21 protein-coding genes and 1 pseudogene are annotated in these 24,183 nt (G+C 63.7%); 10 read left to right on the top strand and 12 right to left on the bottom strand.

Annotated features, from left to right (window positions below):
• The first annotated feature begins 17 nt into the window (after positions 1 to 17).
• Complete coding sequence (locus AC07P1_RS15735; protein WP_494696694.1) at positions 18 to 1,097, top strand: tartrate dehydrogenase; 1,080 nt, start codon at positions 18 to 20, stop codon at positions 1,095 to 1,097.
• 149 nt (positions 1,098 to 1,246) lie between these two features.
• Here AC07P1_RS15735 and AC07P1_RS15730 read toward each other — a convergent pair whose 3' ends face one another.
• The 5 genes from AC07P1_RS15730 to AC07P1_RS15710 all read right to left on the bottom strand — a co-directional run bounded on the left by AC07P1_RS15730 (position 1,247) and on the right by AC07P1_RS15710 (position 6,316).
• On the bottom strand, positions 1,247 to 1,774 hold the full coding sequence (locus tag AC07P1_RS15730) for a superoxide dismutase family protein (RefSeq protein ID WP_494696693.1): 528 nt from the start codon (positions 1,772 to 1,774) through the stop codon (positions 1,247 to 1,249).
• Between the two features lie 113 nt (positions 1,775 to 1,887).
• Positions 1,888 to 2,886 (bottom strand): NADP-dependent oxidoreductase, encoded by a 999-nt coding sequence (locus AC07P1_RS15725; RefSeq protein WP_494696859.1) that lies wholly within the window; start codon positions 2,884 to 2,886, stop codon positions 1,888 to 1,890.
• Positions 2,887 to 2,892: 6 nt separating this feature from the next.
• On the bottom strand, positions 2,893 to 3,195 hold the full coding sequence (locus AC07P1_RS15720; protein WP_494696692.1) for a Dabb family protein: 303 nt from the start codon (positions 3,193 to 3,195) through the stop codon (positions 2,893 to 2,895).
• 12 nt (positions 3,196 to 3,207) lie between these two features.
• Positions 3,208 to 5,133, bottom strand: coding sequence for an acyl-CoA dehydrogenase (locus AC07P1_RS15715; RefSeq protein ID WP_494696691.1), 1,926 nt, complete (start codon positions 5,131 to 5,133; stop codon positions 3,208 to 3,210).
• A gap of 4 nt (positions 5,134 to 5,137) precedes the next feature.
• A complete protein-coding gene (locus AC07P1_RS15710) occupies positions 5,138 to 6,316 on the bottom strand; it encodes an acetyl-CoA C-acyltransferase (RefSeq protein ID WP_494696690.1) in 1,179 nt (392 codons plus the stop codon).
• Between the two features lie 191 nt (positions 6,317 to 6,507).
• Between AC07P1_RS15710 and AC07P1_RS15705 the strand changes: the two genes are divergently transcribed.
• Entirely contained in the window at positions 6,508 to 8,205 is a 1,698-nt protein-coding gene (locus AC07P1_RS15705) for an MFS transporter (protein WP_494696689.1), read from the top strand.
• Positions 8,206 to 8,425: 220 nt separating this feature from the next.
• On the opposite strand, the gene AC07P1_RS15700 is transcribed toward AC07P1_RS15705, so the two are convergent.
• Entirely contained in the window at positions 8,426 to 9,448 is a 1,023-nt protein-coding gene (locus AC07P1_RS15700) for a helix-turn-helix transcriptional regulator (protein WP_494696688.1), read from the bottom strand.
• 127 nt (positions 9,449 to 9,575) lie between these two features.
• Between AC07P1_RS15700 and AC07P1_RS15695 the strand changes: the two genes are divergently transcribed.
• Positions 9,576 to 10,808, top strand: coding sequence for a lipase family protein (locus AC07P1_RS15695; protein WP_494696687.1), 1,233 nt, complete (start codon positions 9,576 to 9,578; stop codon positions 10,806 to 10,808).
• Between the two features lie 71 nt (positions 10,809 to 10,879).
• Here the strand turns inward: AC07P1_RS15695 and AC07P1_RS15690 are convergent, their stop codons facing one another.
• Both AC07P1_RS15690 and AC07P1_RS15685 read right to left on the bottom strand, forming a co-directional pair.
• A complete protein-coding gene (locus AC07P1_RS15690; RefSeq protein WP_494696686.1) occupies positions 10,880 to 11,515 on the bottom strand; it encodes a PEP-CTERM sorting domain-containing protein in 636 nt (211 codons plus the stop codon).
• Positions 11,516 to 11,728: 213 nt separating this feature from the next.
• Positions 11,729 to 13,816: a 3-hydroxyacyl-CoA dehydrogenase NAD-binding domain-containing protein gene (locus AC07P1_RS15685; protein WP_494696685.1), complete on the bottom strand. Its 2,088-nt coding sequence runs from the start codon at positions 13,814 to 13,816 to the stop codon at positions 11,729 to 11,731.
• 290 nt (positions 13,817 to 14,106) lie between these two features.
• On the opposite strand from AC07P1_RS15685, the gene AC07P1_RS15680 reads away from it, so the two are divergent.
• From AC07P1_RS15680 to AC07P1_RS15655, 6 genes and pseudogenes are all read left to right on the top strand, one after another.
• Positions 14,107 to 15,804, top strand: a complete 1,698-nt coding sequence (locus AC07P1_RS15680; RefSeq protein WP_494696684.1) for a methyl-accepting chemotaxis protein — start codon at positions 14,107 to 14,109, stop codon at positions 15,802 to 15,804.
• Between the two features lie 8 nt (positions 15,805 to 15,812).
• Positions 15,813 to 16,658 carry a CheR family methyltransferase gene (locus tag AC07P1_RS15675; protein ID WP_494696683.1) on the top strand — a complete coding sequence of 282 codons (846 nt, stop codon included), beginning with the start codon at positions 15,813 to 15,815 and terminating at the stop codon, positions 16,656 to 16,658.
• Complete coding sequence (locus AC07P1_RS15670; RefSeq protein WP_494696682.1) at positions 16,655 to 17,230, top strand: chemotaxis protein CheD; 576 nt, start codon at positions 16,655 to 16,657, stop codon at positions 17,228 to 17,230. Before AC07P1_RS15675 ends, AC07P1_RS15670 begins: the two co-directional genes overlap by 4 nt.
• Positions 17,184 to 18,176 (top strand): annotated as a pseudogene (locus AC07P1_RS15665) (chemotaxis protein CheW); the annotation flags it as partial. The gene AC07P1_RS15670 and the pseudogene AC07P1_RS15665, both read left to right, overlap by 47 nt.
• A 45-nt stretch (positions 18,177 to 18,221) precedes the next feature.
• A complete protein-coding gene (locus tag AC07P1_RS15660) occupies positions 18,222 to 18,761 on the top strand; it encodes a chemotaxis protein CheW (RefSeq protein ID WP_494696858.1) in 540 nt (179 codons plus the stop codon).
• Between the two features lie 67 nt (positions 18,762 to 18,828).
• Positions 18,829 to 19,530 carry a DUF4197 domain-containing protein gene (locus AC07P1_RS15655; protein WP_494696681.1) on the top strand — a complete coding sequence of 234 codons (702 nt, stop codon included), beginning with the start codon at positions 18,829 to 18,831 and terminating at the stop codon, positions 19,528 to 19,530.
• An 84-nt stretch (positions 19,531 to 19,614) separates the two neighbouring features.
• Here the strand turns inward: AC07P1_RS15655 and AC07P1_RS15650 are convergent, their stop codons facing one another.
• Entirely contained in the window at positions 19,615 to 20,007 is a 393-nt protein-coding gene (locus AC07P1_RS15650; RefSeq protein WP_494696680.1) for a winged helix-turn-helix transcriptional regulator, read from the bottom strand.
• Positions 20,008 to 20,106: 99 nt separating this feature from the next.
• On the opposite strand from AC07P1_RS15650, the gene AC07P1_RS15645 reads away from it, so the two are divergent.
• On the top strand, positions 20,107 to 21,222 hold the full coding sequence (locus AC07P1_RS15645; protein WP_494696679.1) for an NADH:flavin oxidoreductase: 1,116 nt from the start codon (positions 20,107 to 20,109) through the stop codon (positions 21,220 to 21,222).
• A 205-nt stretch (positions 21,223 to 21,427) separates the two neighbouring features.
• Here AC07P1_RS15645 and AC07P1_RS15640 read toward each other — a convergent pair whose 3' ends face one another.
• The 3 genes from AC07P1_RS15640 to AC07P1_RS15630 form a co-directional block, all read right to left on the bottom strand.
• A complete protein-coding gene (locus AC07P1_RS15640) occupies positions 21,428 to 21,652 on the bottom strand; it encodes a hypothetical protein (protein ID WP_494696678.1) in 225 nt (74 codons plus the stop codon).
• 54 nt (positions 21,653 to 21,706) lie between these two features.
• Positions 21,707 to 21,895 carry a hypothetical protein gene (locus AC07P1_RS15635; protein WP_494696677.1) on the bottom strand — a complete coding sequence of 63 codons (189 nt, stop codon included), beginning with the start codon at positions 21,893 to 21,895 and terminating at the stop codon, positions 21,707 to 21,709.
• A 417-nt stretch (positions 21,896 to 22,312) separates the two neighbouring features.
• Positions 22,313 to 23,992 carry a 3-(methylthio)propionyl-CoA ligase gene (locus AC07P1_RS15630; RefSeq protein WP_494696676.1) on the bottom strand — a complete coding sequence of 560 codons (1,680 nt, stop codon included), beginning with the start codon at positions 23,990 to 23,992 and terminating at the stop codon, positions 22,313 to 22,315.
• Between the last annotated feature and the right edge of the window lie 191 nt (positions 23,993 to 24,183).

The following is a 24,183-nucleotide window of genomic DNA, read 5'->3' as shown; positions in this document are numbered from 1 at the left end:
TAAAGAGGAGCCACCCCATGAAAACGCACAAAATCGCAGTCATCGCCGGCGACGGCATCGGCAAGGAGGTCATGCCCGAGGGCATACGGGTGGTCGAGGCGGCGGCACAGCGCTTTGAGATCGGCATCGAGTGGACCACCTTCGAGTGGGCCAGTTGCGATTACTATGCGCTGCACGGCAAGATGATGCCGGACGATTGGTTCGAACAGCTCAAGGGGTTCGACGCGATCTTTTTCGGCGCCGTGGGCTGGCCGGAGACGGTGCCGGATCATATTTCACTGTGGGGCTCGTTGCTGAAATTCCGCCGCCAGTTCGATCAGTATGTGAACCTGCGGCCCGTGCGGCTGATGCCCGGCGTGCCTTGTCCGCTGGCGAACAAGCAGCCGGGCGACATTGATTTCTATATTGTCCGCGAAAATACGGAGGGTGAGTATTCATCCGTCGGCGGAAAGATGTTTGAAGGGACCGAGCGCGAATTCGTCCTGCAGGAATCGGTGTTCACCCGCACCGGCGTCGATCGTGTGCTCAAGTATGCTTTCGAGCTGGCGCAGAGCCGGCCGAAGAAGCATCTGACGTCGGCCACGAAGTCGAACGGTATTTCCATCAGCATGCCTTATTGGGACGAGCGCTTTGCGGCCATGGGCGAGGCTTACCCGGAGATCCGGCGCGACCAGTACCATATCGATATTTTGTGCGCGCGGTTTGTGTTGTCGCCGGAGCGTTTCGATGTGGTGGTGGCGTCCAATTTGTTCGGGGATATCCTGTCGGATTTGGGGCCGGCTTGTACGGGGACGATAGGCATCGCGCCGTCGGCGAACCTGAATCCGGAGCGGACATGGCCCTCGTTGTTCGAGCCGGTGCATGGATCGGCGCCGGATATTTATGGGAAGAATATCGCCAACCCGGTGGCCATGATTTGGTCGGGGGCGATGATGCTGGACTTTTTAGGCGCTGGCGAAGGCAAGTACCGGGCGGCGCATGATGCGATCGTGGCAGCGATTGAATCGTGTATCCAGCATGGCGCGAGGACGCCGGATTTGGGCGGCACGGCGGATACGACCGAGGCGGGTAAGGCGATCGCTGCAGCCTTGGGGTAATTGTTGGGCCTCGGGCGGCGCCGTGGCGGATTACGCTTCGCTAATCCGCCCTACGTGTCTCCGCGATTGCCCACCGGCCGACGTATTCTACTGTTCCACGTAGGGCGGATTAGGCGGCACGCCGTAATCCGCCATGCATGCAAATCGCCTTATTTGGCGGCGATGACGCCGCAGGCCAGACGCGCGCCGGAGTTGCCGGTCGGCTGCGTGACCATGTCGTCCGGTGCGGCGTGCACGATCACCGAGCGGCCGACGGCGTTGGCCGGGTTGCCGTCGGTCAGATTGATCTGGGTCAGGGGCACCGTCACATCCAGCTCGGCCACACCCTTGTCGTTGGCGTTGAGGTTGCCGAAGTCGCCGCCGTGGTGCATCGGTTTGGCCGGATCGCCATGCGTCGTCGTCGATGGGTTGAAGTGGCCGCCGGCGCTGGTGCCGTCCGGCGCCGAGCAGTCACCCTTTTCGTGGATGTGGAAGCCGTGCAAACCTGGCGTCAGTCCTTCGACGCGCGCCTTGACGCGCAAGCTGTCTTTACCTTGTTCGAAACTCACCACGCCGGCGACCTTGTTGCCGGCGGTCGCCTTCAACGGCGCCTCGGCGCTGGTGGTCGCGGCAAAGGCGGTCGATGCCGCCATCAGGGACAAACTCATCATGCAGCTCACTACGGCGATCTTCTTCATATATTTCCTATTTTCAAGAGTGTATTTCGGATACGTCAAGCAGCGCCTAGGCTACCGCTTATTGGCCGCCTCGACAACAGTGGTAATGTAGAGTGTGTGAAACAATTCGCCCACTAGACCAGCTTGACAAGTTGCTTGCCGAAATTCCGCCCTTCCAACAGGCCGATGAACGCGTCCGGCGCGGACGCCAATCCGTTGGCCACCGATTCACGGTACTTGAGCTTGCCGTCCGCCACCAGCGCGCCCAGTTCCTGTAAGCCCTGCGACCAAAAGTCCATGTGCTCGGTGATGATGAAGCCGCGCAAGGTCAAACGATTGATCAGCAGCAGCCGCGAATTCTTGATCGACAGGTCGGCGCCCGCGAAACCGGCGATGATGCCGCACAGCGCGATGCGCGCGAAGGCGTTGGTGCGGGCCAGCGACGCGTCCAGCACGGCGCCGCCGACGTTTTCGAAAATGCCGTCGACGCCATCGGGCGTGGCCGCCTCCAGATCCTTTTCCAGATTTCCCGCCTTGTAGTCGACGCAGGCGTCGAAGCCCAGCTCGTCGACCACATAGGCGCATTTGTCCGCGCCGCCGGCGATGCCGACCGCGCGGCAGCCGCGCAGCTTGGCCAACTGTCCGACCACGCTGCCGACCGCGCCGCTGGCGGCCGAGACCACGATCGTCTCGTCCGGCTTGGACGCCATGATCTGGTTGAAGCCGTACCAGGCGGCCATGCCGGGCATGCCGACCGCGCCGAGATAGGCCGACAGCGGAATACCGGAAGTATCGAGCTTGCGCAGCATGGCGCCGTCGGAGACACCCATCTCGCTCCAGCCGAGCACGCCGCCGACGAAATCGCCTTCCTGATAACGCGGGTTGCGCGACGCCAGCACCTGGCCGACCGTGCCGCCGATCATGGTTTCATCCAGCGCCTGGCAATCGGCGTAGCTTTTGGATGCGCTCATGCGCCCCCGCATGTACGGGTCCAGCGACAGATAGTGATTGCGTATCAATACCTGGCCGTCGGCCAGCTCGGGCACCGGCACGGTTTCCAGGCGGAAGTTCTCGGGCAGCACCGGCCCGCGCGGACGCGAAGCCAGGACCATGCGTTGGTAGGTCGATGGAATATCCATTCAGACCTCGTAATCCATGCATTGGCGCTGATCGCGCACGGCGCCGAAGAACGGCTTGATGGCGACGTGGTCGGGATGCTCCTGATACGCGTCCAGCGCGGCCTTGTCGGTGAACTCGGAATACAGAATCACATCGTAGGTCGCCTCCAGGCCCGGCTGCGCCAGCGCCGCCTCGAACTTCAGGATGCCCGGCACCAGATCGGCGCAGCCGTCGAGCATCGCCTTCATCCTGGCGGCATTGGTGGCACGGTCGCCGCCTTCGGCCTGTTCTTTCAGTTTCCACATTACGATGTGTTTCAGCATTTTTATTCCTTGTTAAAACCACGCGTCCTGCATATCGAGCGTGGTGGTGTCCACGCTGGCCAGCAGCTCCAGCTGCTGCGCCACCTTGGGCAGCTCCCAGCGGTAGAAGAAGCGGCAAGCCTGCAGCTTGCCGCGATAAAAGTCGACATCCGACACGTTGGCGTCGGCGAGCGCGCGCGCCGCCAGAAACGCCTGCTGGAGCCAGATCCATGCCAGCACCACATGGCCGACCGCCTCCAGATAAGCGCTGGCGTTGGCCAGCGTCTTGTTCATGTCGCCGACAGCATACAGGCTCTGCGTTACTTCTTCCACTCTCCGCCATGCCGTATCGAGCGCGTCGGCGTGGGCCAGCAGTTCGACGGCGATCCCGCTGGCCGCTTCGGCCGTTAGTTGCGCGCTGGCGGCGTCGACCGCGCCGGGCGCGCCGACGCCGCCGCGCACCTTGCGCACCGTCCGCCGCAGCTCGGCGCCGAAGGCCTTGAACAGCGCGCCGTCCTGCGTCGCGACTTTTCGGCCCAGCAAGTCCAGGCCGTGGATGCCGTGCGTGCCTTCGTGGATGGCGTTGAGGCGGTTGTCGCGGTAAAACTGTTCGACGTTGTACTCGCGTGTGTAGCCGTAGCCGCCGTGCACCTGGATCGCCAGGCTGTTGGCCTCGACGCACCACTGCGACGGCCACGACTTGGTGACCGGCGTGAGGAAGTCGAGCAGGCGTCCGGCGTGCTCGCGCGCTTCCGGCGTTTCGGCGGTGCGCTGCTCGTCGACCAGGCGCGAACAATACAACACCAGTCCCAGCGCGCCTTCGACATACGCCTTCTGCGCCAGCAGCATGCGGCGCACGTCGGTGTGTTCGATGATGGTCAACTGCGGTTGGGCCGGGTCCTTCTGCGCCGGATGCCGGCCTTGCGGGCGGTTGCGCGCGTAGTCCAGCGCGTGCAGATAGCCGGTGTAGCCGAGCACCGCCGCGCCGAGGCCGACGCTGATGCGGGCGTCGTTCATCATGTGGAACATATTGGCCAGCCCCTGGTGGGCGGTGCCGACCAGATAGCCGACCGCCCCGCCCTTGCCCATCGGCTTGAACTTGCCCTCGCCGAAGTTGAGCAGGCAATTGGTGGCGCCGCGGTTGCCCATCTTGTGGTTCAGGCCGGCCAGCACGACGTCGTTGCGCTCGCCCGCGCTACCGTCCTCGTTGACCAGGAACTTGGGCACGATGAACAGCGAGATGCCCTTGACGCCGGGAATCAGCTTGCCGTCGGGGCCGGGTATCTTGGCCAGCACCAGATGCACGATGTTGTCCGACAGTTCATGCTCGCCGGCCGTGATCCACATCTTGTTGCCGCTGAGTCGGTACTGGCGTTCGCCATCGACGCCGTCGACCGGATCGGGCTCGGCGCGGGTGGTGATGTCCGACAGGCTGGAGCCGGCCTGCGGCTCGGACAGGCACATGGTGCCGAAGTAGCGGCCGGCGAACATCGGATCGGCGAAGCGCCGCACCTGCTCCGGCGTGCCGCACTTGAGCAAGGTGCCGGCGTTGCTGGTGGTCAGGAAGGTGTAGGCCGTGGTGCTGACGTTGGCGGCGGTGAAGTAGCACGCCAGCGTCTTCTCCACCACGCACGGCAGCTGCATGCCGCCGCGCTCGTAATCCTGTCCGGACGCCATCAGACCGGCCGCCGAATAAGCGTCCAGCGCCACCTTCACGTCGGGAATCATTTTGACGTTCAGACAGTGCTCGCCGGGAACCGCGTGCGGCTCCTGGCTGTCGCTTTTCTTGTTGTGCGGCTCGAACAGATCGGCCGCCAGTTGCTCGGCGGTGTCGATCGCGGCGTCGAAGGTTTCGCGGTTATGGTCCTGGAAGCGCTCTCGTTTGGTCAGCGCTTCCACGTCCAGCCATTCGTACAGCATGAAGTCGATGTCGCGGCGCGACAGCAGTTTCGAGGCCATGGGCTTAGACCACTTCGAACAGGCCGGCCGCGCCCTGGCCGCCGCCGATGCACATCGTCACCACCACGTACTTGACGCCGCGCCGCTTGCCTTCCAGCAGCGCGTGGCCGGTCAGGCGCGCGCCCGACACGCCGTACGGATGGCCGACGGCGATCGCGCCGCCGTTGACGTTGAGGCGGTCCATCGGAATGCCCAGCTTGTCCGCGCAGTACAACACCTGCACGGCGAAGGCCTCGTTCAATTCCCACAGGCCGATGTCCTCGACCTTCAGGCCGGCCTTCTTGAGCAGCTTGGGAATCGCGAACACCGGGCCGATGCCCATCTCGTCCGGCTCGCAGCCGGCCACGGCGAAGCCACGGAAAATGCCCAGCGGCGCCAGCCCCTTGGCGGCGGCCGTCTGCGCGCTCATGACGATGGACATCGAGCCGCCGTCGGAGAACTGGCTGGCGTTGCCGGCGCTGATGACGCCGCCCGGCACGGCGCTGCGGATCTTGGCCACGCCGTCATAGGTGGTGTCGGCGCGGATGCCTTCGTCGGCCGAGATCGTCACTTCGCGGCTCAGCAACATGCCCGATTCCTTGTCGGCCACGCCCATCACCGTGGTCATCGGCACGATCTCGGCGTCGAACAGGCCGGCCGCCTGGGCGGCGGCGGCGCGTTGCTGGCTTTGCACGCCGTAGTGATCCTGGCGCTCGCGGCTGATGTTGTAGCGCTTGGCGACCGTCTCGGCCGTCTGCAACATGGGCCAATACAATTCCGGTTTGTGTTCGGACAGCCACACTTCCTTGTACATATGGGTGTTCATTTCCTGCTGCACGCAGGAGATCGATTCGACGCCGCCGGCGGCGTAGATGTCGCCCTCGCCGGCGATGATGCGTTGCGCGGCCGTGGCGATGGTTTGCAAGCCCGACGAGCAGAAGCGGTTGATGGTCATGCCGGCGGTGGTCACCGGGCAGCCGCCGCGCAGCGCGATCTGGCGGGCGATGTTGCCGCCGGTGGCGCCTTCCGGGTTGGCGCAGCCGACCAGCACGTCCTCGACCGCGCCGGCCTCGATGCCGGCGCGGGCGATGGCCGCTTGCAACACGTGGCCGCCCAGGGTGGCGCCGTGCGTCATGTTGAACGCGCCCTTCCAGGATTTGGCGAGCCCGGTGCGGGCGGTCGAAACGATGACGGCATCTATCATGGATATCTCCTGTGGATTATTTTAGTCGGGCCAGAATAGCATATTTAGTACGACCGTTCTTAATTCAATTTGTCAGTTTCGCGTAAGTTTGAAGCAAGCATGACGTAAGGTTCGGCGGCCACACTGCATTCAAGCTGACGGAGAAATAACTATCGCGGCTAGTGAAGTTCAAATAATTACAGGAGACATATATGGCAACCCCATCAGGCACAGCAGACCTGCGCAACCCGCCCAAGGCAGTAGGGATCACTCCGGAAGAACGCAAGGTGATTTTCGCCTCGTCGCTCGGTACCGTCTTTGAATGGTACGATTTCTATTTGTACGGCGCGCTGGCGTCGATCATCGCCAAGCAGTTCTTCATCGGCGACCCCACCACCACCTTCATTTTCGCGCTGCTGGCCTTTGCCGCCGGCTTCATCGTGCGTCCGTTCGGCGCGCTGGTGTTCGGCCGCCTGGGCGACATGATCGGCCGTAAATACACCTTCCTGATCACCATCCTGATCATGGGCGCCTCCACCTTCATCGTCGGCCTGTTGCCGGGCTACGCGGCGATCGGCATCGCCGCGCCTATCATCCTGGTGTTCCTGCGTATTCTGCAGGGTCTGGCACTGGGCGGCGAATACGGCGGCGCGGCGACCTACGTCGCCGAGCACGCACCGCACGGCAAGCGCGGCTCGTTCACCGCCTGGATCCAAACCACCGCGACCCTTGGCCTGTTCCTGTCGCTGATGGTCATCCTGGGCACCCGCACCGCCATCGGCGAAGAAGCGTTCAACGCCTGGGGCTGGCGCGTGCCGTTCCTGGTGTCGGTCCTGCTGCTGGGCGTTTCGGTCTGGATTCGCCTGTCGATGAATGAATCGCCGGCCTTCGCCAAAATGAAAGCCGAGGGCAAGACCTCGAAAGCACCGCTGAGCGAAGCGTTCGGCAAGTGGAAAAACCTGAAAGTGGTGATCCTGGCGCTGGTCGGCCTGACCATGGGCCAGGCGGTGGTGTGGTACACCGGCCAGTTCTACGCGCTGTTCTTCATGACGCAAACCCTCAAGATCGACGGCGCCAGCGCCAACATCATGACGGCGATCTCGCTGGCCCTGGCCACGCCGTTCTTCATCATCTTCGGCATGCTGTCGGACAAGATCGGTCGTAAATGGATCATCCTGGGCGGTTGCGTGATCGCTGCGGCGACCTACTTCCCGCTGTTCGGCGCGCTGACCCACTACGGCAACCCTGCGCTGGAAACCGCACTGAAGAACTCGCCAGTGGTGGTCGTCGCCGATCCCGCATCGTGCCACTTCCAGTTCAACCCGACCGGCACCGCCAAGTTCCCATCGTCGTGCGACATCGCCACCGGCATCCTGTCGAACGCCTCGGTCGCCTACACCAAGGAAGCGGCACCGGCCGGCAGCGTCGCCAAGATCAAGATCGGCGACAAGGAAGTGCCGGCGTTCAACGCTGTCATGACGCCTGACGGCCTGAACTTCGACGCCGACAGCAAGAAAGCCGAAGCCGCGCTGAAGAAAGACGTGGCGGCCGCGATCAAGGTGGCAGGCTATCCGGCCAAGGCCGACGAGACGCAAATGAACAAGCCGATGATCGTCGGTATCCTGTTCATCCTGGTGCTGTATGTAACGATGGTGTACGGTCCGATCGCCGCGATGCTGGTTGAAATGTTCCCGACCCGCATCCGCTACACCTCGATGTCCCTGCCTTACCACATCGGTAACGGCTGGTTCGGCGGTCTGCTGCCGACGATCTCGTTCGCGCTGGTCGCGTTCAAGGGCGACATCTACTACGGCCTGTGGTATCCGATCGTCATCGCCCTGATCACCGCCGTGATCGGCGCGCTGTTCGTCCGCGAAACCAAGGACAACAACATCTACGCCAACGACTAACGCTGGCGCGCTCAAGCGCAAAGAGGCCGGGTTCCGCTAAGCGGACCCGGCTTTTTTTTGTTCAGGCGGCGCCAGAAGTCTTCTGAATCACGTAGGGCGGATTAGGCGGCACGCCGTAATCGGCCAATGCATGCGCCGTCGAAACGCACGCATTGGCCGATTACGCTTCGCTAATCCGCCCTACGTGGTTTAGAGGACGCATAGGTTGACGGCCACACGCTTACTGGTTTAACGCCGCCAGCAGCTCGATCTTGTTGGACACGCCCAGGCCGCCGTAGGCGTTCTTCAGATAGCTGCGCACCGTCGCCGGCGTCAGGCCCATCAGCCGGGCGATTTCCTTGTACGAGTGGCCGCGCGCGTACAACATCGCGGCGCTCAGCTCGCGCGGCGAGACCCGCGACGCGCGCGTGGCGTCGTCGACCAGCGACAGCACCGCCAACGGGCCGCTGCGGTCCAGCAGCAGCCGCCGTCCGGCCAGCGCGATGCCGCACGGCGCGCGCGCCAAGCCGTCGACCACCCGGGCCGGCAAGATCGTGCCCTGCCAGCTTTCGCAGGCATTCCACAGTAGCCGGCCGACGCCGCCACCCAGAAACGACAGCCGCCCCTGCATGTCCGCGATCGCCAGCGACGCCAGCGACGTGGCCTGGCTCGACACCCGTATGTCGGCCAGACGATGTCCCCAGTGTTGCAGCAAATGCCGGCTGAACATCTGGAACAACATGCTCTCCAGATCGCTGAACGGCGAGCGCGGGCAGTTGCGGTACAGGCAGACGAAAAACAGCAAGCCCTTGCCCGGCAACTCCTCGGTGATGGCCATGGTCGTGCGCAGGCCATGGCGTTCGACAAACGCGGTCATCTCATCCGCGTCGTCCGGACATTCGCCGCCGCCCTCGCGCACCACCACGCCCAGGCTGTCCATCGACGCGCGCGCGAAACTGTCGGAGGCCGCGATCGTCTGGTTCCATTCCCGCGCGAAGTCCGGGCTCAGGCCTATGCTCGCGTGCATCAGGTTGCGCGGCGCCCGCTCGGCCGTGGCCGGACTCACCTCGCCCCACCAGGCGGAATCGAAGCCGATGCAGCGCCGCAGTATCAGCAAGGACTCGCGCAGGAACTGCTCCGGTCCGGCCTCCCGCGCGAGTTCGCCCAACGCCAGCACCGCACCGCTGAACGCCAGGTACGCCGATTGCGGCACGGCCGCCGCCGTCCCGCAGCCTGTCTTGATCCCTGGATATCGATCTGCCACGCGCCCTCCCCCGATTAGTCGGCCACCCCCGCATTTGCGGAGGGCCGCGCCGGCAAGCCAGCCGGTAGTATGGATAGTATCAGGCAACCTGATAAATATCACCCATAACGATAATCGGAGACTTTTCATGGCAATCACTCAAACCAAAGCGGCGCGGGCCGGCGCGCTGATACTGGCCTGCGGCGCGGCGCTGTCGACCACCTTGCTCGGCGGCTGTGGCGACAACACCGCGCACGCGGCCAATGTGGCGGGCTACAAGGAGGTGTCGCTGGGCACCTCGTTCTGGGACATCGCGGCCGTGCCGCCATCCGGCGCCGCCGCGGGCGACATCCTGCAGGCCCAGTTGCGCAGCGACGCCCCGGCCGGCGCCAAGGCCTGGGACGTGGTCTACGTTTCGGAAATCCAACCCGGCAAACTGGCCTACGTCTCGGGGGAAATCTACATCCCCGCCGGGTCCGCGGGCGGCCAGCGCGACGTGGTGCTGTGGAACCACGAGACGGCCGGCCTGGCCGACGCCTGCGCGCCGTCGCGCCGCAGCCGGCTCGAAGCGGGCCGCGAGCGCGCCCCGGCGCTGGAGGCGCTGCTGGCCAAGGGCTACGTGGTGGTCATGAGCGACTATCCCGGACTCGGTCTGCCCGGCCCCGCCTTCTACATGGCGGGCCAGCCGAACGCCCGCGCCTCGCTCGACATGTTGCGCGTGGCGCAGAAGTTCAGCGAAGCCAACGCCTCGCGGCGTTACGTCATGTACGGCTGGTCGCAGGGCGGCCAGACCACGATGTGGGCGGAAAATATCGCCGCCAGCTACGCGCCGGAGTTCGCCGGCCTGGGCGCGGCGTTGATCGCGCCGGCCGTGCGCATCAAGGACCTGACCCTGAACTCGATGACCAGCACGGAAAACGCCGGCTACGTGATCTCGACCTTGCCCGGCATCCAGGCCTACTTCCCGGCGCTGAAGTACCGCGACTTCCTGACGCCGGAGGCGATGGAACAGTTGCCGGTGCTGGCCAGCGGCTGTTTCGACGTGTGGAGCGCCGCCGCCGGCGTCAAGGACGCCTACGTGCCGGGCGCCCTGTCCCCCGGCACGGCCTGGTGGACGGCGATGACGGCGGTCGACAACTTCACCCCGCGCGGCTCGATGCCGTTCAAGATCTACCAGGGCTCGGCCGACACCACCACCCCGGTGTCGCTGACCAAGCGCGAGCGGGCCGCCCTGTGCGCGGCCGGATCGGCGGTCGATTACCAGGAGTTCCCGGGGCTGGACCACGAGGCGGTGGTCGGACAGGCGGCCAAGGTGCTGCCGGCCTGGTTCGAGGAGCGCTTCAGCGGACGGGCCGCCGCCAGCAACTGCGGCGCGCCATAACCGGGCTCGATGTCGCGGCATGAAAAAAGGGCCGCCATCGCTGGCGGCCCCAAGGCTGAACCCACTTGTTATTATTTTGACTTGCGGCGGCGCGCGATGGCGCCGACCAATGCCAGGCCGCCCAGCAGCATGGCGTAGGTTTCCGGCTCCGGCACCGGAGTGACGGTGCTGTCCATGAATTCGACGCGCAGGCCGGTCGGATTGCCGCCATTTTGCGCCCAGTTGGTGACCACGAAGTCCAGTTTGTTGACGCCGTCGATGAAACCGCCATTCGCGGCGAAGGAGCTCCAGCCGGTAAAGCCGCTGGCGCTGGAAATCGAATGGTTGTTGAGCAGCACCGTTACCGCGTTATCGGCGGCCACGCGGCCGCCGAAGCTGGCGGTGCCCGCCTTGAAGCCGCTCAGGTCGAACGACAGCGAGTACGTGTACGTGCCAGTGCTCCAGGCGTCGAAACTCTGCGCCTGGTCGGCGGTCGGCGTGATCCACTTGGAGATGGCATCGTTGCCGATCCACGGGCTGATCGGCCACTGGTTGTTGTACGTGATGACAGGGACGGTGTTGGTCGTGCTGGCCGAGCTGAGGGTGTAATGGGTATCGGTGCTGCCGCTGGCACCGACGCCGGTGTTGACCAGGCCGTTGATGTTGGCCGCCTGGGCGGTCGAGAATGCGCCGAGGACGAGTGCTGCGGCGATGATGGTGCGTTTCATGTAGGCCTCTAAAAATGGATAGATTGGGTGGTAACGTGGGGCATCGATGGGGATGCCGGGTTTTGCTCACGCTGCGACTCGAACCGTTTTTTAGGGCTTCGATAAAAATTGTGCTTTCGAGAATTATACCGAGGTTTGCAAAGAAATGCTCACAGGCCATTGAATTTTCTCCAAGGCATGTGAGCATCCGACAACATCGGCCGGCGCCGACGATCAGCTGTTGAAGCCCTTGCCTTCGTCGGCCAGCCGGACCAGCAGCGGCGACGGCTTCCACGCCTCGCCGTGGCTGCCTTGCGCATACTTGTTGATGGCGGCCAGCACATTCGGCAGGCCGACGGTGTCGGCGTAGAACATCGGTCCGCCACGGAACAGCGGGAAGCCGTAGCCGGTCAGATACACCATGTCGATGTCGGACGCGCGCAGGGCGATGCCCTCCTCCAGGATGTTGGCCGCCTCGTTGACCAGCGCGTACACCAGCCGCTCGACGATCTCCTGGTCGCCGATCTTGCGCCGGGTGATGCCCAGCCCGGCCGAATGGGCGACGATCATCGCGTCGACCTCGGCGTTCGGGTAAGCCTTGCGGTCGCCCGGCTTGTAGTCGTACCAGCCGCCGCCGGTTTTCTGGCCGTAGCGGCCCATCTCGCACAGCAGGTCGGCCGTCTTAGAATAGCTGATCTCCGGCTTCTCGACGTAGCGGCGCTTGCGGATGGCCCAGCCGATATCGTTGCCGGCCAGGTCGGCCATGCGGAACGGCCCCATGGCCCAGCCGAACTTCTCGGCGGCCTTGTCGACCTGCTCCGGCAATGCGCCCTCCTCCAGCAGGAAGCCGGCCTGGCGGCTGTACTGCTCGATCATGCGGTTGCCGATGAAGCCGTCGCAGACGCCGGAGACGACGCCGGTTTTCTTGAGTTTTTTCGACAGCGCCAGCGCCGTCGCCAGCACGTCGTTGCCGGTTTGCGCGCCGCGCACGATTTCCAGCAGCTTCATCACGTTGGCCGGACTGAAGAAGTGGGTGCCGACGACGTCCTGCGGCCGCTTGGTGAAGCCGGCGATCCGGTCGACATCCAAGGTCGAGGTGTTGGTGGCCAGAATGGCGCCCGGCTTCATGACCTCGTCGAGCCGGCGGAACACCGCCTCCTTGACGCCCATCTCCTCGAACACGGCTTCGACCACGATGTCGGCGTCAGCGATGTCCTCGTAGGCCAGGGTGCCGCTGACCAGGGCCATGCGCTGGTCGAACTTCTCCTGCGTCAGCTTGCCCTTTTTCATCGTGCTTTCGTAATTTTTGCGGATCGTGGCCAGGCCCTTGTCGAGCGCCTCCTGTTTGGTCTCGAGCAGCTTGACGGGGATGCCGGCGTTGAGGAAGTTCATGGCGATACCGCCGCCCATCATGCCGGCGCCGATCACGGCCGCCTGTTTGATCGCGCGCGTTGGGGTATCGGCCGGCACGTCCGGCACCTTGCTGGCGACGCGCTCGGCGAAGAAGGCATGGCGCAGCGCCTTCGACTCGGTGGTCTGGATCAGGTGCATGAAGCGCTCGCGCTCGAACTTCATGCCGTCGTCGAACTTCATCGTCACCGAGGCGGCCACCGTCTCCACGCACTCGAGCGGCGCCGGGAACGGTCCGGCCATGGCCTTGACGGTGTTGCGCGAGAATTGCAGGAAGGCTTCGTGGTTCGGGTAGTCGACCTTGCGCTCGCGCACCTTCGGCAGCGGACGCGCGTCGGCGATTTTCTCGGCGAAGGCGATGGCCGACGCCAGCAGGTCGGCGTCGGGCGCGAACACCTGGTCGAACAGCGCGGTGCCTGCCAGTTTCTCGGACGCCACCGGCGTGCCGGAGACGATCATGTTGAGCGCCATCTCCAGGCCCAGCACGCGCGGCAGGCGCTGGGTGCCGCCGGCGCCCGGCAGCAGGCCCAGCTTGACCTCCGGCAGCGCGATCTGCGCGCCCGGCATGGCGACCCGGTAGTGGCAGCCGAGCGAGAGCTCCAGGCCGCCGCCCATGCAGACCGTGTGGATGGCCGCCACCACCGGCTTGGTCGAGCCTTCGGCCGTGGCGATCAGGGTATGCAGGCTGGGCTCGGCGAGCGCCTTGGGCGAATTGAATTCCTTGATGTCGGCGCCGCCCGAGAACGCCTTGCCGGCGCCGGTGATGACGATCGCCTTGACCGCGTCGTCCGCCAGCGCCTGCTGGATGCCCTTGACGGCGGCGGTGCGGGTGGCCAGGCCCAGGCCGTTGACCGGCGGGTTGTTGAGGGTGACGACGGCGACGGCGCCGTGGACTTGATATTCAGCGGTCATGTCTCTTCCTTATTGTTGTGTGAAACGGAACGAAGCAACTATACCGCAAAAAAGAACGATCGTACCGGAAAATCGCGTCGGCCGGCGCCGGCTTTTGAATGCGGCGGCCGCGCTTTTAAATGCGGAGAAAGTACGGCCGCGAGTGGAAAATAAGGTACACGGTCCGATCTAAATCGAATGGCTCAGCTTGTATTCCGACTTGGTTAAGGGAAATAATATATGGCCGCGCCTGCGATGCAATCAGCGCACAACATTATCTACCCATTATTATCTTTACATATAGGACTTCTATGGACGCGCATACACAGGCGGTTCAATCGGGCGACCAGGATTTACAGGCGATTAATACCGCCCTGAACCGGGTGCAGGCGCTGATCGAATTCGATCTCGAGGGCATCATCCTGCACGCCAACGAGAATTTCCTGGCCACGGTAGGCTACACCCTGGCCGAGGTGCAGGGCCGCCACCACGCCATGTTCTGCGATCCCGAATACGTCAAGACCGCCGAGTACAAGGATTTCTGGGCCCGCCTGGGGCGCGGCGAATATGACCGCGGCGACTACAAGCGGGTGGGCAAAGGCGGCCGCGAAGTGTGGATCAACGCCTCCTACAACCCCATCATCGACGCCGACGGCAAAGCCTACAAGATCATCAAGTTCGCCACCGTCATCACCGACAGCAAGCTCAAGAGCGCCGAGTACGAGAGCAAGGTCGCCGCCATGTCCAAGGCCCAGGCGGTGATCGAATTCGACATGACCGGCCACGTGCTGTGCGCCAACGACAACTTCCTCGACGCGATGGGCTACACCATCGACGATATACGCGGCGAACACCACCGGATGTTCTGCGAACCCGAATACGCGACCGGATCGGAATATAAACGTTTCTGGCAAAAGCTCAATCGCGGCGAATTCGATTCGGGCCGTTATAAACGCATCGGTAATAATGGCAAAACAATATGGATACAGGCGACTTATAATCCCATCCTCGATTTGAATGGCAACCCCTACAAGGTGGTTAAATTCGCCAGCGATATTACCGCGCAGGTGAATCTGGAGGCCTCCGTGGCCGCCCAGGCTGCCTCCGACGGCGCCAAGATCAAGCGTTTGCTCGAATCGGTCGAACGCGCCGCCGCCGGCGACCTGACCAGCACCGTCGCCATCGACGGCGACGAGCCGCTCGACCATCTGGCCGGCGGCATCAGCAAGATGATCGCCGACCTGCGCAAGGTGATCGGCGAGGTGGTGGCCTCGGCCAACGGCTTCGCCGACGCCTCGACCACCATCGCCGAGCGTTCCGGCGGCGTGGCCATGGGCACCCAGGCGCTGGGCGCCACCGTCGAAGAGATGAACGCCTCGATCGACGGCCTGACCAATTCGATCAACATCATCGCCGGCAACACCTCCAACGCCGACACGCTGGCCAAGGACACCCAGCACGAAGCCGAGGCCGGCGCCAAGGCGGTGGCCAAGTCGATCGAGGCGATGGACTTGATCAACCGTTCGTCGGAGGACATCGGCGAGATCGTCAAGGTCATCAGCGAGATCGCAAACCAGACCAATATGCTGGCCTTCAACGCCGCCATCGAGGCCGCGCGCGCCGGCGAGCACGGCCTGGGCTTCTCGGTGGTGGCCGACGAGGTGCGCAAGCTGGCCGAGCGCTCCTCGCAGGCGACCAAGGAGATCTCCAAGCTGATCAACGAATCGGTCAAGCGCGTCTCGGCCGGCAGCGAGATCTCGCGCCAGGCCAGCGACGCCTTCGACAAGATCGTCGCCGGCGTGGCCAAGACGACGTTGGCCATTTCCGACATCTCCAAGGCCACCAACGAGCAGCTGCTGACGGCGCGCGAGGTGAGCACGGCGGTGCAATACATCGCCGAGGAGGCGGAAAAGACGGCCGCCGCCTGCGACAGCATCGCCCGCTCGACCGAGGGGCTGAACGAGCGCGCCGGCGACCTCAACAAAACCGTTTCCGGCTTCGTGGTCTAAGTGGACAGATGGATACCAGCGCGGGCATCCAACCGGCGACGTTGTCGGCCCTGATCGCGCTGGTGCGCGAGCACACCGGCATCGCCATGAGCGACCGCAAAAGCCTGCTGCTGGAGCGGCGCTTGCGGCCGCGGATGCTGGCGCTCGACATCGGCAGCTACCAGGGCTATGTGCAGCGGGTGCGCGACGACGACGCCGAGGTGCCCCACTTCATCGATCTGGTGACCACCAACGACACGCTGTTTTTCCGCACCCGGCACGTGTGGGATTACGTCGAACGCGAGTTCCTGCCGCGCTGGTGGCGCGAACATCCGGGCCGGACGCTGACGGTGTGGTCGGCGGCGGCCTCCAGCGGCGAGGAACTGTATTCGATCGCCATGCTGTGCGACCAGTTCGAGGCGAACACGCCAGGTTTCCACTACCGTATCCTCGGCACCGACATCTCGCGCCAGATGCTGGCGCAGGCGGGCGCCGGCAGGTACGCGGGCCGCTCGGTCGAGCGGCTGCTGGCCTCGCACCCGGATTGGGTCAACAAATATTTCACGGCGCGCGACGACGGCCTGCAGGCGGTCGACGCGCTGAAACGGCACGTCACGCTGGCCCAGCATAATTTGCTCAAGCCGTTGCGGCCGCCGGCGCCGTTCAAGCAGCAGAAGTTCGACCTCGTGTTCCTGCGTAACGTCCTGTTCTATTTCGACCAGGAACACCAACAGGCCGTGCTCCAGCAAGTCCGCCACAGTATGGCGCCCCAAGCCAGGTTAATCCTGGGCGAATCCGAATCGATCACAGGCCTCGATACCGCCTGGCAGTTCGAGCGGCCGTTGATCTACACGCTCGGCAGCCTACCACTATGATTGCACTCCTCCCCACGATCGGCGACACCCTGATCCTTCCGGCCTTGCCATGGGATACCCCCGACGACCCGGCCGCCCGGCTCGCCGGACCGTTCCAGCACGTCGGCATCGGCGAACTGAAAATCGGCGGCCGCGCCGAGCAGTTGAAAGCGCTGCTCGGTTCCTGCGTCGGCATCGCCTTCCTGTGGAAAAAACGCGGCCGCTGCGGCCTGGCCCATTGTCTGCTGCCCGAGACGGCGGAACAGCAGTGGGAGCCCGGCGCGCGCTACGTCAGCCAGGCCGTGCCGTCGCTGCTGCGGCTGATGGGCGCGACGGCCGCCGACTACGCCGACATCGAGGTGGTGGTGGCCGGCGGCGGCATGATGCTCGACGCCTGCTCGTCACGCTTCCAGATCGGTCAGCAAAACGCCGACGCCGCCCGCAAGTACCTCGACCTGTACGGCTTGAACGTGCTGGAATGCCGCGTCGGCGGCAAGACCGGCCGCACCCTGACCGTCGACTGCGCCACTTGCGGTTATCAAATCGATGACATCACCGCCCAGCCCCTGGAACGCCGCCATGCACATGCTTGAACAGAAAACCCCCGCCACCGCCGGCCCCACCGAGCTGTTCGGCTCCTTCGTGCTGGGCCCCGACGAATTCGCCCTGCCCGCGTTGTGCATCCGCGAAGTGGTCAACTTCCCCGACAAGATGACCGCGCTGCCGCTGTCGCCGCCGTTTTTGGAAGGCATGTTCACCTTGCGCGGCAGTGTCATCCCCGTGGTCAACCTGGGCCGCGTGTTCAACCCGGCCGCGCCTGCCGCCGAGCGGACGCACAAGATCGCCATCCTCGACTACGACGGTGTACTGGTCGGCATCCTGTTCCACGCCACCGGCGAAATCCTGCGCGTGCGCCCGGAACAGCGCAGCACGCTGAGCTACGCGTCCGGCGAGAGCCACGGCGTGGTGGCCGGCACCATCCTGCTCGAGGACGGCGCGCGGCTGCTGCAGGTGCTCGACCCGGCGGCGCTGGCGCGCATCGAAAACGTCCCGCAGGTGCTGGCGCTGCAAGGCGCGGGCCGCCAGGCCGCGCGCCGGCACCAGGGCGAGCGGCGCCAGTGCGTCAGCTTCCGCGTCGGCAGCTCGTCGTTCGCGCTGGAGATGGGCGCGATCCAGGAAATCATCCGCGTGCCGGAGATCCAGGCCTCGGTGCTCAATAGCGCCTTGTGCCTGGGCCGCATCAACTTCCGTGGCAGCCCGGTGGCGGTGGTGTGCTTCCACACCTTGCTCACACCCGGCGCAGCCAGCGCCCCGCCGCCGGGCGGGCGCGTGTTCCACCCCGACCAGCGGGTGGTGATCGCCCGCATCGACGACGCCACGATCGGCTTCCTGGTCGACTCGGTCGACAACATCGTCAACTTCTTCAGCGAGGAGATCATGCCGATCCCGATGCTGGGCAAGGCGCGCGCCGGGATGTTCGGCGGCTGCCTCTCCAAACCCGAGCTGGGCGACATCATCCTGCTGGAGCACCGCCAGATCCTGTCGAGCGCCGAGATCGTGGCGATGCGCACCGGCCACGCCAACCTGTATCCCAAGGACGAACCGGGCGCCGCAGGCCAGGAGGGCGGCCACGCGCGCCGCAACCAGCGCCAGGTTTACATCACCTTCGCGCTGGAGAACACCTATGCGATCGAGATCAAGCAGGTGCGCGAGATCATCGACTATTCCGACGCCGTCACCCACGCGCCGGGCATGCCGTCGTTCATGCGCGGCATGCTGAATTTGCGCCAGCAGATGATCAGCGTGATCGACCTGCGCAGCCTGTACCAGATGGCGCCGGCCCCGCAGACCGGCCAGGCCAAGATCCTGGTCATCGAGCGCGGCCAGGACCGCTACGGCCTGCTGGTCGACGCGGTCGAAAACATCATGACCGTCAACGACAACCGCCGCTTCACCGCGCCGAAGATGATGCGCAACAGCAGCGTCAACGACGGCCCGCGCGGCGAGATGGAGGAAGTGATCGACATCGAAGGCGAAGGCGACAGCCACAAGACGCTCAGCGTGTTCGAATGCGACCGCCTGTTGCAGCGCCTGGCGCGCGAAATGCCCGCACTGGCGGCTTGATACGGCGTCGGGTACAGTAGCGGGGTGCCGGCGACCGCCGGCGACGCTTTCTTTACCGAGGTCCATCATGTCCGCCGCTATTTCCCTCCGCGCCTTCGCGCTGCTCCCGCTTGGGCTGGTCGCCGCCAGCGCCTTCGCCCTCTCGCTGTCCGACCTCAGTAACAAGGATGCCACCGGCGGCTTGAAGGCGGCACTGGAGCAAGGCTCCAGCCTGGCGGTGGCCAAGCTGGGCGCCGAGAACGGCTTCCTGAACAATGAGAAGGTCCGCATCCAGCTGCCGAAGATCCTGGAACAGGCACGCCCACTGCTGCAAATGACCGGCAAGGGCCAGAAACTCGAGGAGCTGGTGGTACAGATGAACCATGCCGCCGAAGCGGCCGTGCCGATGGCCAAGCCGTTGTTGATGGATGCGGTCAAGTCGATGAGCGTGACCGACGCCAAGAACATCCTCACCGGCGGCGAGACGTCGGTGACGGATTTCTTCCGCGACAAGACGTCGGCCAAGCTGGCGGTACAGTTCCTGCCGATCGTGAAAAAAGTCACCGACCGCTCGAAACTGTCCACCCAATACAATTCGACGATGGCGCTGGCGCCGACCATGGGCCTGGTGTCCGAAGACCAGAGGACGGTCGAGGGCTATGTGACCAAGCGCGCGCTGGATGGACTGTACACGATGATCGCCGAGGAGGAGAAAGCGATCCGTGCCGATCCGCTGGGCGCTGGCAGCAAGCTGATTGGCAAGGTGTTTGGGGCGATCAAGCCGCAATAATGACCATGCGCAGGCCGAACGCCTCGCTGCAGTCGCGCAATAGCCCGATCCCGATGCGCGGTTGAATGCAAGGTCGCCTAAGCGTTAAACGGGCTTACCCGCGCCGCGCTGATCGAACGCGCGGCGCGCCTCCTCCACCGCCTGCAAATTATCCATGGTCCAGCCATGCATCACTTTCATCGGGTCCAGCAGCGTGCGCCCCAGCGGCGTGATCGCATATTCCACCGCGATTGGCGAGACGGGTATCACGTGCCGCGTCAACAGCCCGTTGCGCTCCAGTCTGCGCAGACATTGCGTCAGCGCCTTTTGAGTGATGCCTTCCAGACGCCGCTTGACGGCGTTGAAACGCACCGGCCCATCCTCCAGGGTGATGAGCACCATCATCGACCATTTATCGGAAATCTGATCGAACAGCGAACGGCTCGGGCAATCGGCGGAAAAGCATTGGATAGAAGGTTCGAGCGGATTATCGGGCATGGGGTTTCCTTGGCTATACCTAGGCACCTCAAGGTGCCTAATTGACTCTAAGTATAATTCATATACCATGCCATTTCCAACCACAATTGAGCTAAAACAATGTCATCCATCGATACCAGCGTACTTTTCCGCCCACTCACCATCAAGTCGCTGCAACTGAAAAACCGCATCGTCATGGCCCCCATGACCCGCACCGCCTCCCCCGACGGTGTGCCAACGGAGGCAAGCGCCGCCTACTACCAGCGCCGCGCGGCCGGACGGGTGGGACTGATCCTGTCGGAAGGGACGGTCATCGACCGCCCGGCGTCCCGCAACGATCCCCAGATCCCCTTCTTCCATGGCGAGCCGGCGCTGGCCGGGTGGAAAGACGTGATTGACGCTGTGCACGGCGTCGGCGGCCGCATGGGGCCGCAACTGTGGCACACCGGCGCCACCCGCTCCAGCGACTGGGAACCCGCGGCAGCGGTCGAGAGCCCTTCCGGACTCCACGCCCCCGGCAAGCCGCGCGGCCAGGCCATGAGCGACGGCGCCATCGCCGACACCATCGCCGCCTTCGCCAAGGCGGCGGCCGACGCCAAGCGCCTCGGCTTCGACACCGTCGAGATCCACGCCGCCCACGGCTATCTGATCGACCAGTTCTTCTGGTCGGGCACCAACCTGCGCAGCGACCGCTTCGGCGGCGCGACGCTCAAGGAACGCTCGCGCTTCGCCAGCGAGATCGTCACCGAGGTGCGCAAGGCGGTCGGTCCGGACTTTCCGATCCTGATGCGTATCAGCCAATGGAAACAGCAGGACCTGAGCGTTCGCCTGGCCGCGACGCCGGCCGAGATGACGGACTGGCTGCTGCCGTTGGTCGAGGCCGGCGTGGACGTGCTGCACTGCTCGCAACGACGTTTCTGGGAGCCCGAATTCCCGGAAATCGACGGCGAAAACGGCCTCAATTGCGCCGGCTGGGCTAAAAAATTGACCGGCGCCGTCACCATCGGCGTCGGGTCGGTCGGACTCGACGGCGACGTCCTGAATGCGTTCGCCGGCAAGGGTTCGGGCGTCATGAGCATCGACCGCCTGATCGAACGGATGGAGCGCGACGAGTTCGATCTGATCGCGGTGGGCCGCGTCCTGCTCACCGATCCCGACTGGGTGGCAAAGATCGAGGCCGGCAAGTTCGACAACCTGAAAGGTTTCGATCCCGCCTCGCTCGCCGCGCTCGTTTAACCCGTAGGACCGGGGTCTGCCCATTCGTTGGGTGCACGGGTGCCGGTCCCTTTTTTCGCGACTCAGTCTAATTTGGTCGATTCCATGCGTCTCCAGTCTAAACGCGTCCAAAAAAAGCAGCGGCGCCCGGTCGCTTAGACTGGAATCGACTGTCCGATGAAAGTTTTAGCCCGGATTAGACCGCTGCTTGTCAAAATAGACAGGCTTAGACCGCAGCCATCAACGTTTTAGACTGCTTTTGCGCCAAGTCTTCGGAATGAATTCTATAGTTGGCGGCGCGGACCCAGTGATCGTTGCCCGGCAACCGTAACCATACGAAGCGCCAGGCATTGCGTCCTCTGGCATGGCGGTTGGCGAACATCGATGGCGTCAGCGATTTTTCGTCATCGGAAACGATGCGGTCGCCCACAACTTTGGCGAATTCAACCATGTCGCCATAGCTGGTTCTGAGGGTGGTCCCCTCGGGCAAGAAAACGCTTTTCCATTAAAAACCGCGTATAGCTTGCCCATTGCGCAGGGCGAGACGTGCCGTTTCGGTGGCAAGCCAGCGCTTCACGAGTTCCACCACGAAGGACTCCGGCCTTACGCCGGGCCGGTTATCCATCAGGAAGAATTCTAGATTCAGATAGTCGGTTACCGGGAGGTAGATCGCTTGCTTCGCTTCGTACTTCATATAGCCACCCTGTCCAAAATGGTCTAAAGGTTAGAGAGCGGAACGAAATTATGGTTCGCTTTAGACTTTCACCTTACAGGGCTAGACTAAATTAGACTTTCTCCTTGATGTTTTGGTCCGTTTTAGACTTTGAATGATGAAATTTAGACCTGAATAGACTTGAAAGGCTGGAAATAGACTGAAATAGACTGAACTCCAAAACACGGCAGCCGGTCGCCGGGGCAAACCGCCACTTCGAAGCGAGGTAGACGATACGACCAACCTAAGTCGGTCGTCTAGCCCAACACCACATCAGCGCGGGTGATGGACGCGCTCAAATGCTTTAGCTCAGATTGACATGACACGAGCTGGCAGATGAGTTAAAGTTGCACGGACCCCCACTTGCTGCGGAAGCTGCCATCGCGCGGACGCGGTGTATCAGGTTGCAACCGTCGGTAGTTTGTAGTCCCTGTACTGCTCGCGCAATTTGTTTTTCTGGATCTTGCCTGTGCCGCCGACGGGTAACGCCTCGGCGAACACGACGTCATCCGGCAACCACCATTTGGCGACCTTGCCGGTGAAGTGCGCCAGCAGTTCCTCGCGACCCACCTGCTGCCCCGGCCGCAACACCACCACCAGCAACGGCCGCTCATCCCACTTCGGGTGCGCCACGCCGATGCACGCCGCCTGCATCACCGCCGGGTGCGCCATCGCGACGTTTTCCAGGTCAATGGTGCCGATCCACTCGCCGCCGGACTTGATCACGTCCTTGCTGCGGTCGGTGATCTGCATGAAGCCGTCGGCGTCGATGGTGGCGACGTCGCCGGTGGGGAACCAGCCGTCCACCAGCACATCGCCGCCCTCGTCCTTGAAGTAGCTCGCCAGCACCCACGGCCCCTTCACCAGCAAATGCCCGTAACTGACGCCATCCCATGGCAATTCCTTGCCATCGTCGTCGACGATCTTCATATCGACGCCGAAGATCGCGTGGCCCTGCTTTTGCAGGATGGCGCGCTGCTGCTCCTTCGGCAATTCCATATGCTTGCTCAGCAAGCCGCCGGTGGTGCCGAGCGGCGACATTTCCGTCATCCCCCAGCCGTGGATGACCTCGACGCCGAATTCATCGATCAAGGTGTTCATCATCGCCGGCGGACAGGCCGAGCCGCCGATCACCGTGCGGCGGAAGGTCGAGAACTTCAGCTTGTTCTGCAAAGCGTAGTTAATCAACCCCAGCCAGACGGTCGGCACGCCAGCCGAGAACGTCACGCGTTCGCTCTCGAACAGCTCGTAGACCGATTTGCCGTCCAGCGCGGCGCCGGGGAACACCATCTTGGCGCCCGACAGAGGCACCGAGTACGGCAGTCCCCAGGCGTTGACGTGGAACATGGGCACAACCGGCATCACCACGTCGCGCGAGGAGACGTTCAGCACGTTCGGCAGGGCCGACGCGTAGGCGTGCAGCACGGTCGAGCGGTGCGAGTACAGCGCGCCCTTGGGATTGCCCGTGGTGCCGGAGGTGTAGCACAAGGTGGCGGCCGTGTTCTCGTCGAACTGCGGCCAGGCGTACTCGTCCGAATGAGCGTTGATCAGGTCTTCGTAGCACAGCAGGTTGGGGATCTTGGTTTCGGCCGGCATGCGGTCGGCGTCGCCCATCAGGATGAAGCCCTTGACCGTCTTGCAATGGGGAGCGATGGCCTCAACTAGAGGCAAGAAACAAAAATCGAACAACAGGTACTGGTCCTCGGCATGGTTGCAGATGTAGGCCAGTTGTTCGGGATGCAGGCGCGGATTAATCGTGTGCAAGACGGCGCCGGAACCGGAGACGCCGTAGTACGCTTCAAGGTGACGGTAGCCGTTCCATGCGAGGGTGGCGACCCGCTCGCCCTGCCTTACGCCGAGCCCGTGCAGCGCGTTCGCCAGCCGTTTGGCGCGCTGGTGGCATGCGCGGAAGGTGTAGCGGTGCAGGTCGCCCTCAACCCGGCGCGAGACGATCTCGCTGCCACCGTAGTGCCGCGCGGCGAACTCGATGATGCTGGAGATCAGCAAAGGCTGGCTCATCATCTGGCCCATCAATGGCGCCGTTGGAACCGCTGGACTCTCCGAACTCTGGAATTGCATGGCACGCTCCGCAACATGGTTATTTATGCAAACAAGTGTGGACGGGCGGCACAAGCACCGTCAACGGTTTTCGATGCTGCAATGCAGCACCGGAAGCCTGCGGTAAAATCACCAAATCACCGGCGGTAGACCCGCCGAGCCTATTTGAACGGACACGACTATTACTGCCTCCAATCTGCCGCTGGACAATT

The sequence above is a fragment of the Duganella sp. GW821-FHT07F09 genome (assembly GCF_059418705.1).
This window is presented reverse-complemented; position numbering and strand designations above follow the sequence as displayed.

Excerpts from the sequence above, each read along its gene's own strand:
- AC07P1_RS15735 (WP_494696694.1), top strand. The coding sequence starts at position 18 with ATGAAAACGCACAAAATCGCAGTCATCGCCGGCGACGGCATCGGCAAG.
- AC07P1_RS15730 (WP_494696693.1), bottom strand. The coding sequence starts at position 1,774 with ATGAAGAAGATCGCCGTAGTGAGCTGCATGATGAGTTTGTCCCTGATG.
- AC07P1_RS15720 (WP_494696692.1), bottom strand. The coding sequence starts at position 3,195 with ATGCTGAAACACATCGTAATGTGGAAACTGAAAGAACAGGCCGAAGGC.
- AC07P1_RS15715 (WP_494696691.1), bottom strand. The coding sequence starts at position 5,133 with ATGGCCTCGAAACTGCTGTCGCGCCGCGACATCGACTTCATGCTGTAC.
- AC07P1_RS15710 (WP_494696690.1), bottom strand. The coding sequence starts at position 6,316 with ATGATAGATGCCGTCATCGTTTCGACCGCCCGCACCGGGCTCGCCAAA.
- AC07P1_RS15705 (WP_494696689.1), top strand. The coding sequence starts at position 6,508 with ATGGCAACCCCATCAGGCACAGCAGACCTGCGCAACCCGCCCAAGGCA.
- AC07P1_RS15695 (WP_494696687.1), top strand. The coding sequence starts at position 9,576 with ATGGCAATCACTCAAACCAAAGCGGCGCGGGCCGGCGCGCTGATACTG.
- AC07P1_RS15690 (WP_494696686.1), bottom strand. The coding sequence starts at position 11,515 with ATGAAACGCACCATCATCGCCGCAGCACTCGTCCTCGGCGCATTCTCG.
- AC07P1_RS15685 (WP_494696685.1), bottom strand. The coding sequence starts at position 13,816 with ATGACCGCTGAATATCAAGTCCACGGCGCCGTCGCCGTCGTCACCCTC.
- AC07P1_RS15680 (WP_494696684.1), top strand. The coding sequence starts at position 14,107 with ATGGACGCGCATACACAGGCGGTTCAATCGGGCGACCAGGATTTACAG.
- AC07P1_RS15675 (WP_494696683.1), top strand. The coding sequence starts at position 15,813 with ATGGATACCAGCGCGGGCATCCAACCGGCGACGTTGTCGGCCCTGATC.
- AC07P1_RS15670 (WP_494696682.1), top strand. The coding sequence starts at position 16,655 with ATGATTGCACTCCTCCCCACGATCGGCGACACCCTGATCCTTCCGGCC.
- AC07P1_RS15655 (WP_494696681.1), top strand. The coding sequence starts at position 18,829 with ATGTCCGCCGCTATTTCCCTCCGCGCCTTCGCGCTGCTCCCGCTTGGG.
- AC07P1_RS15650 (WP_494696680.1), bottom strand. The coding sequence starts at position 20,007 with ATGCCCGATAATCCGCTCGAACCTTCTATCCAATGCTTTTCCGCCGAT.
- AC07P1_RS15645 (WP_494696679.1), top strand. The coding sequence starts at position 20,107 with ATGTCATCCATCGATACCAGCGTACTTTTCCGCCCACTCACCATCAAG.
- AC07P1_RS15640 (WP_494696678.1), bottom strand. The coding sequence starts at position 21,652 with ATGGTTGAATTCGCCAAAGTTGTGGGCGACCGCATCGTTTCCGATGAC.
- AC07P1_RS15635 (WP_494696677.1), bottom strand. The coding sequence starts at position 21,895 with ATGAAGTACGAAGCGAAGCAAGCGATCTACCTCCCGGTAACCGACTAT.
- AC07P1_RS15630 (WP_494696676.1), bottom strand. The coding sequence starts at position 23,992 with ATGCAATTCCAGAGTTCGGAGAGTCCAGCGGTTCCAACGGCGCCATTG.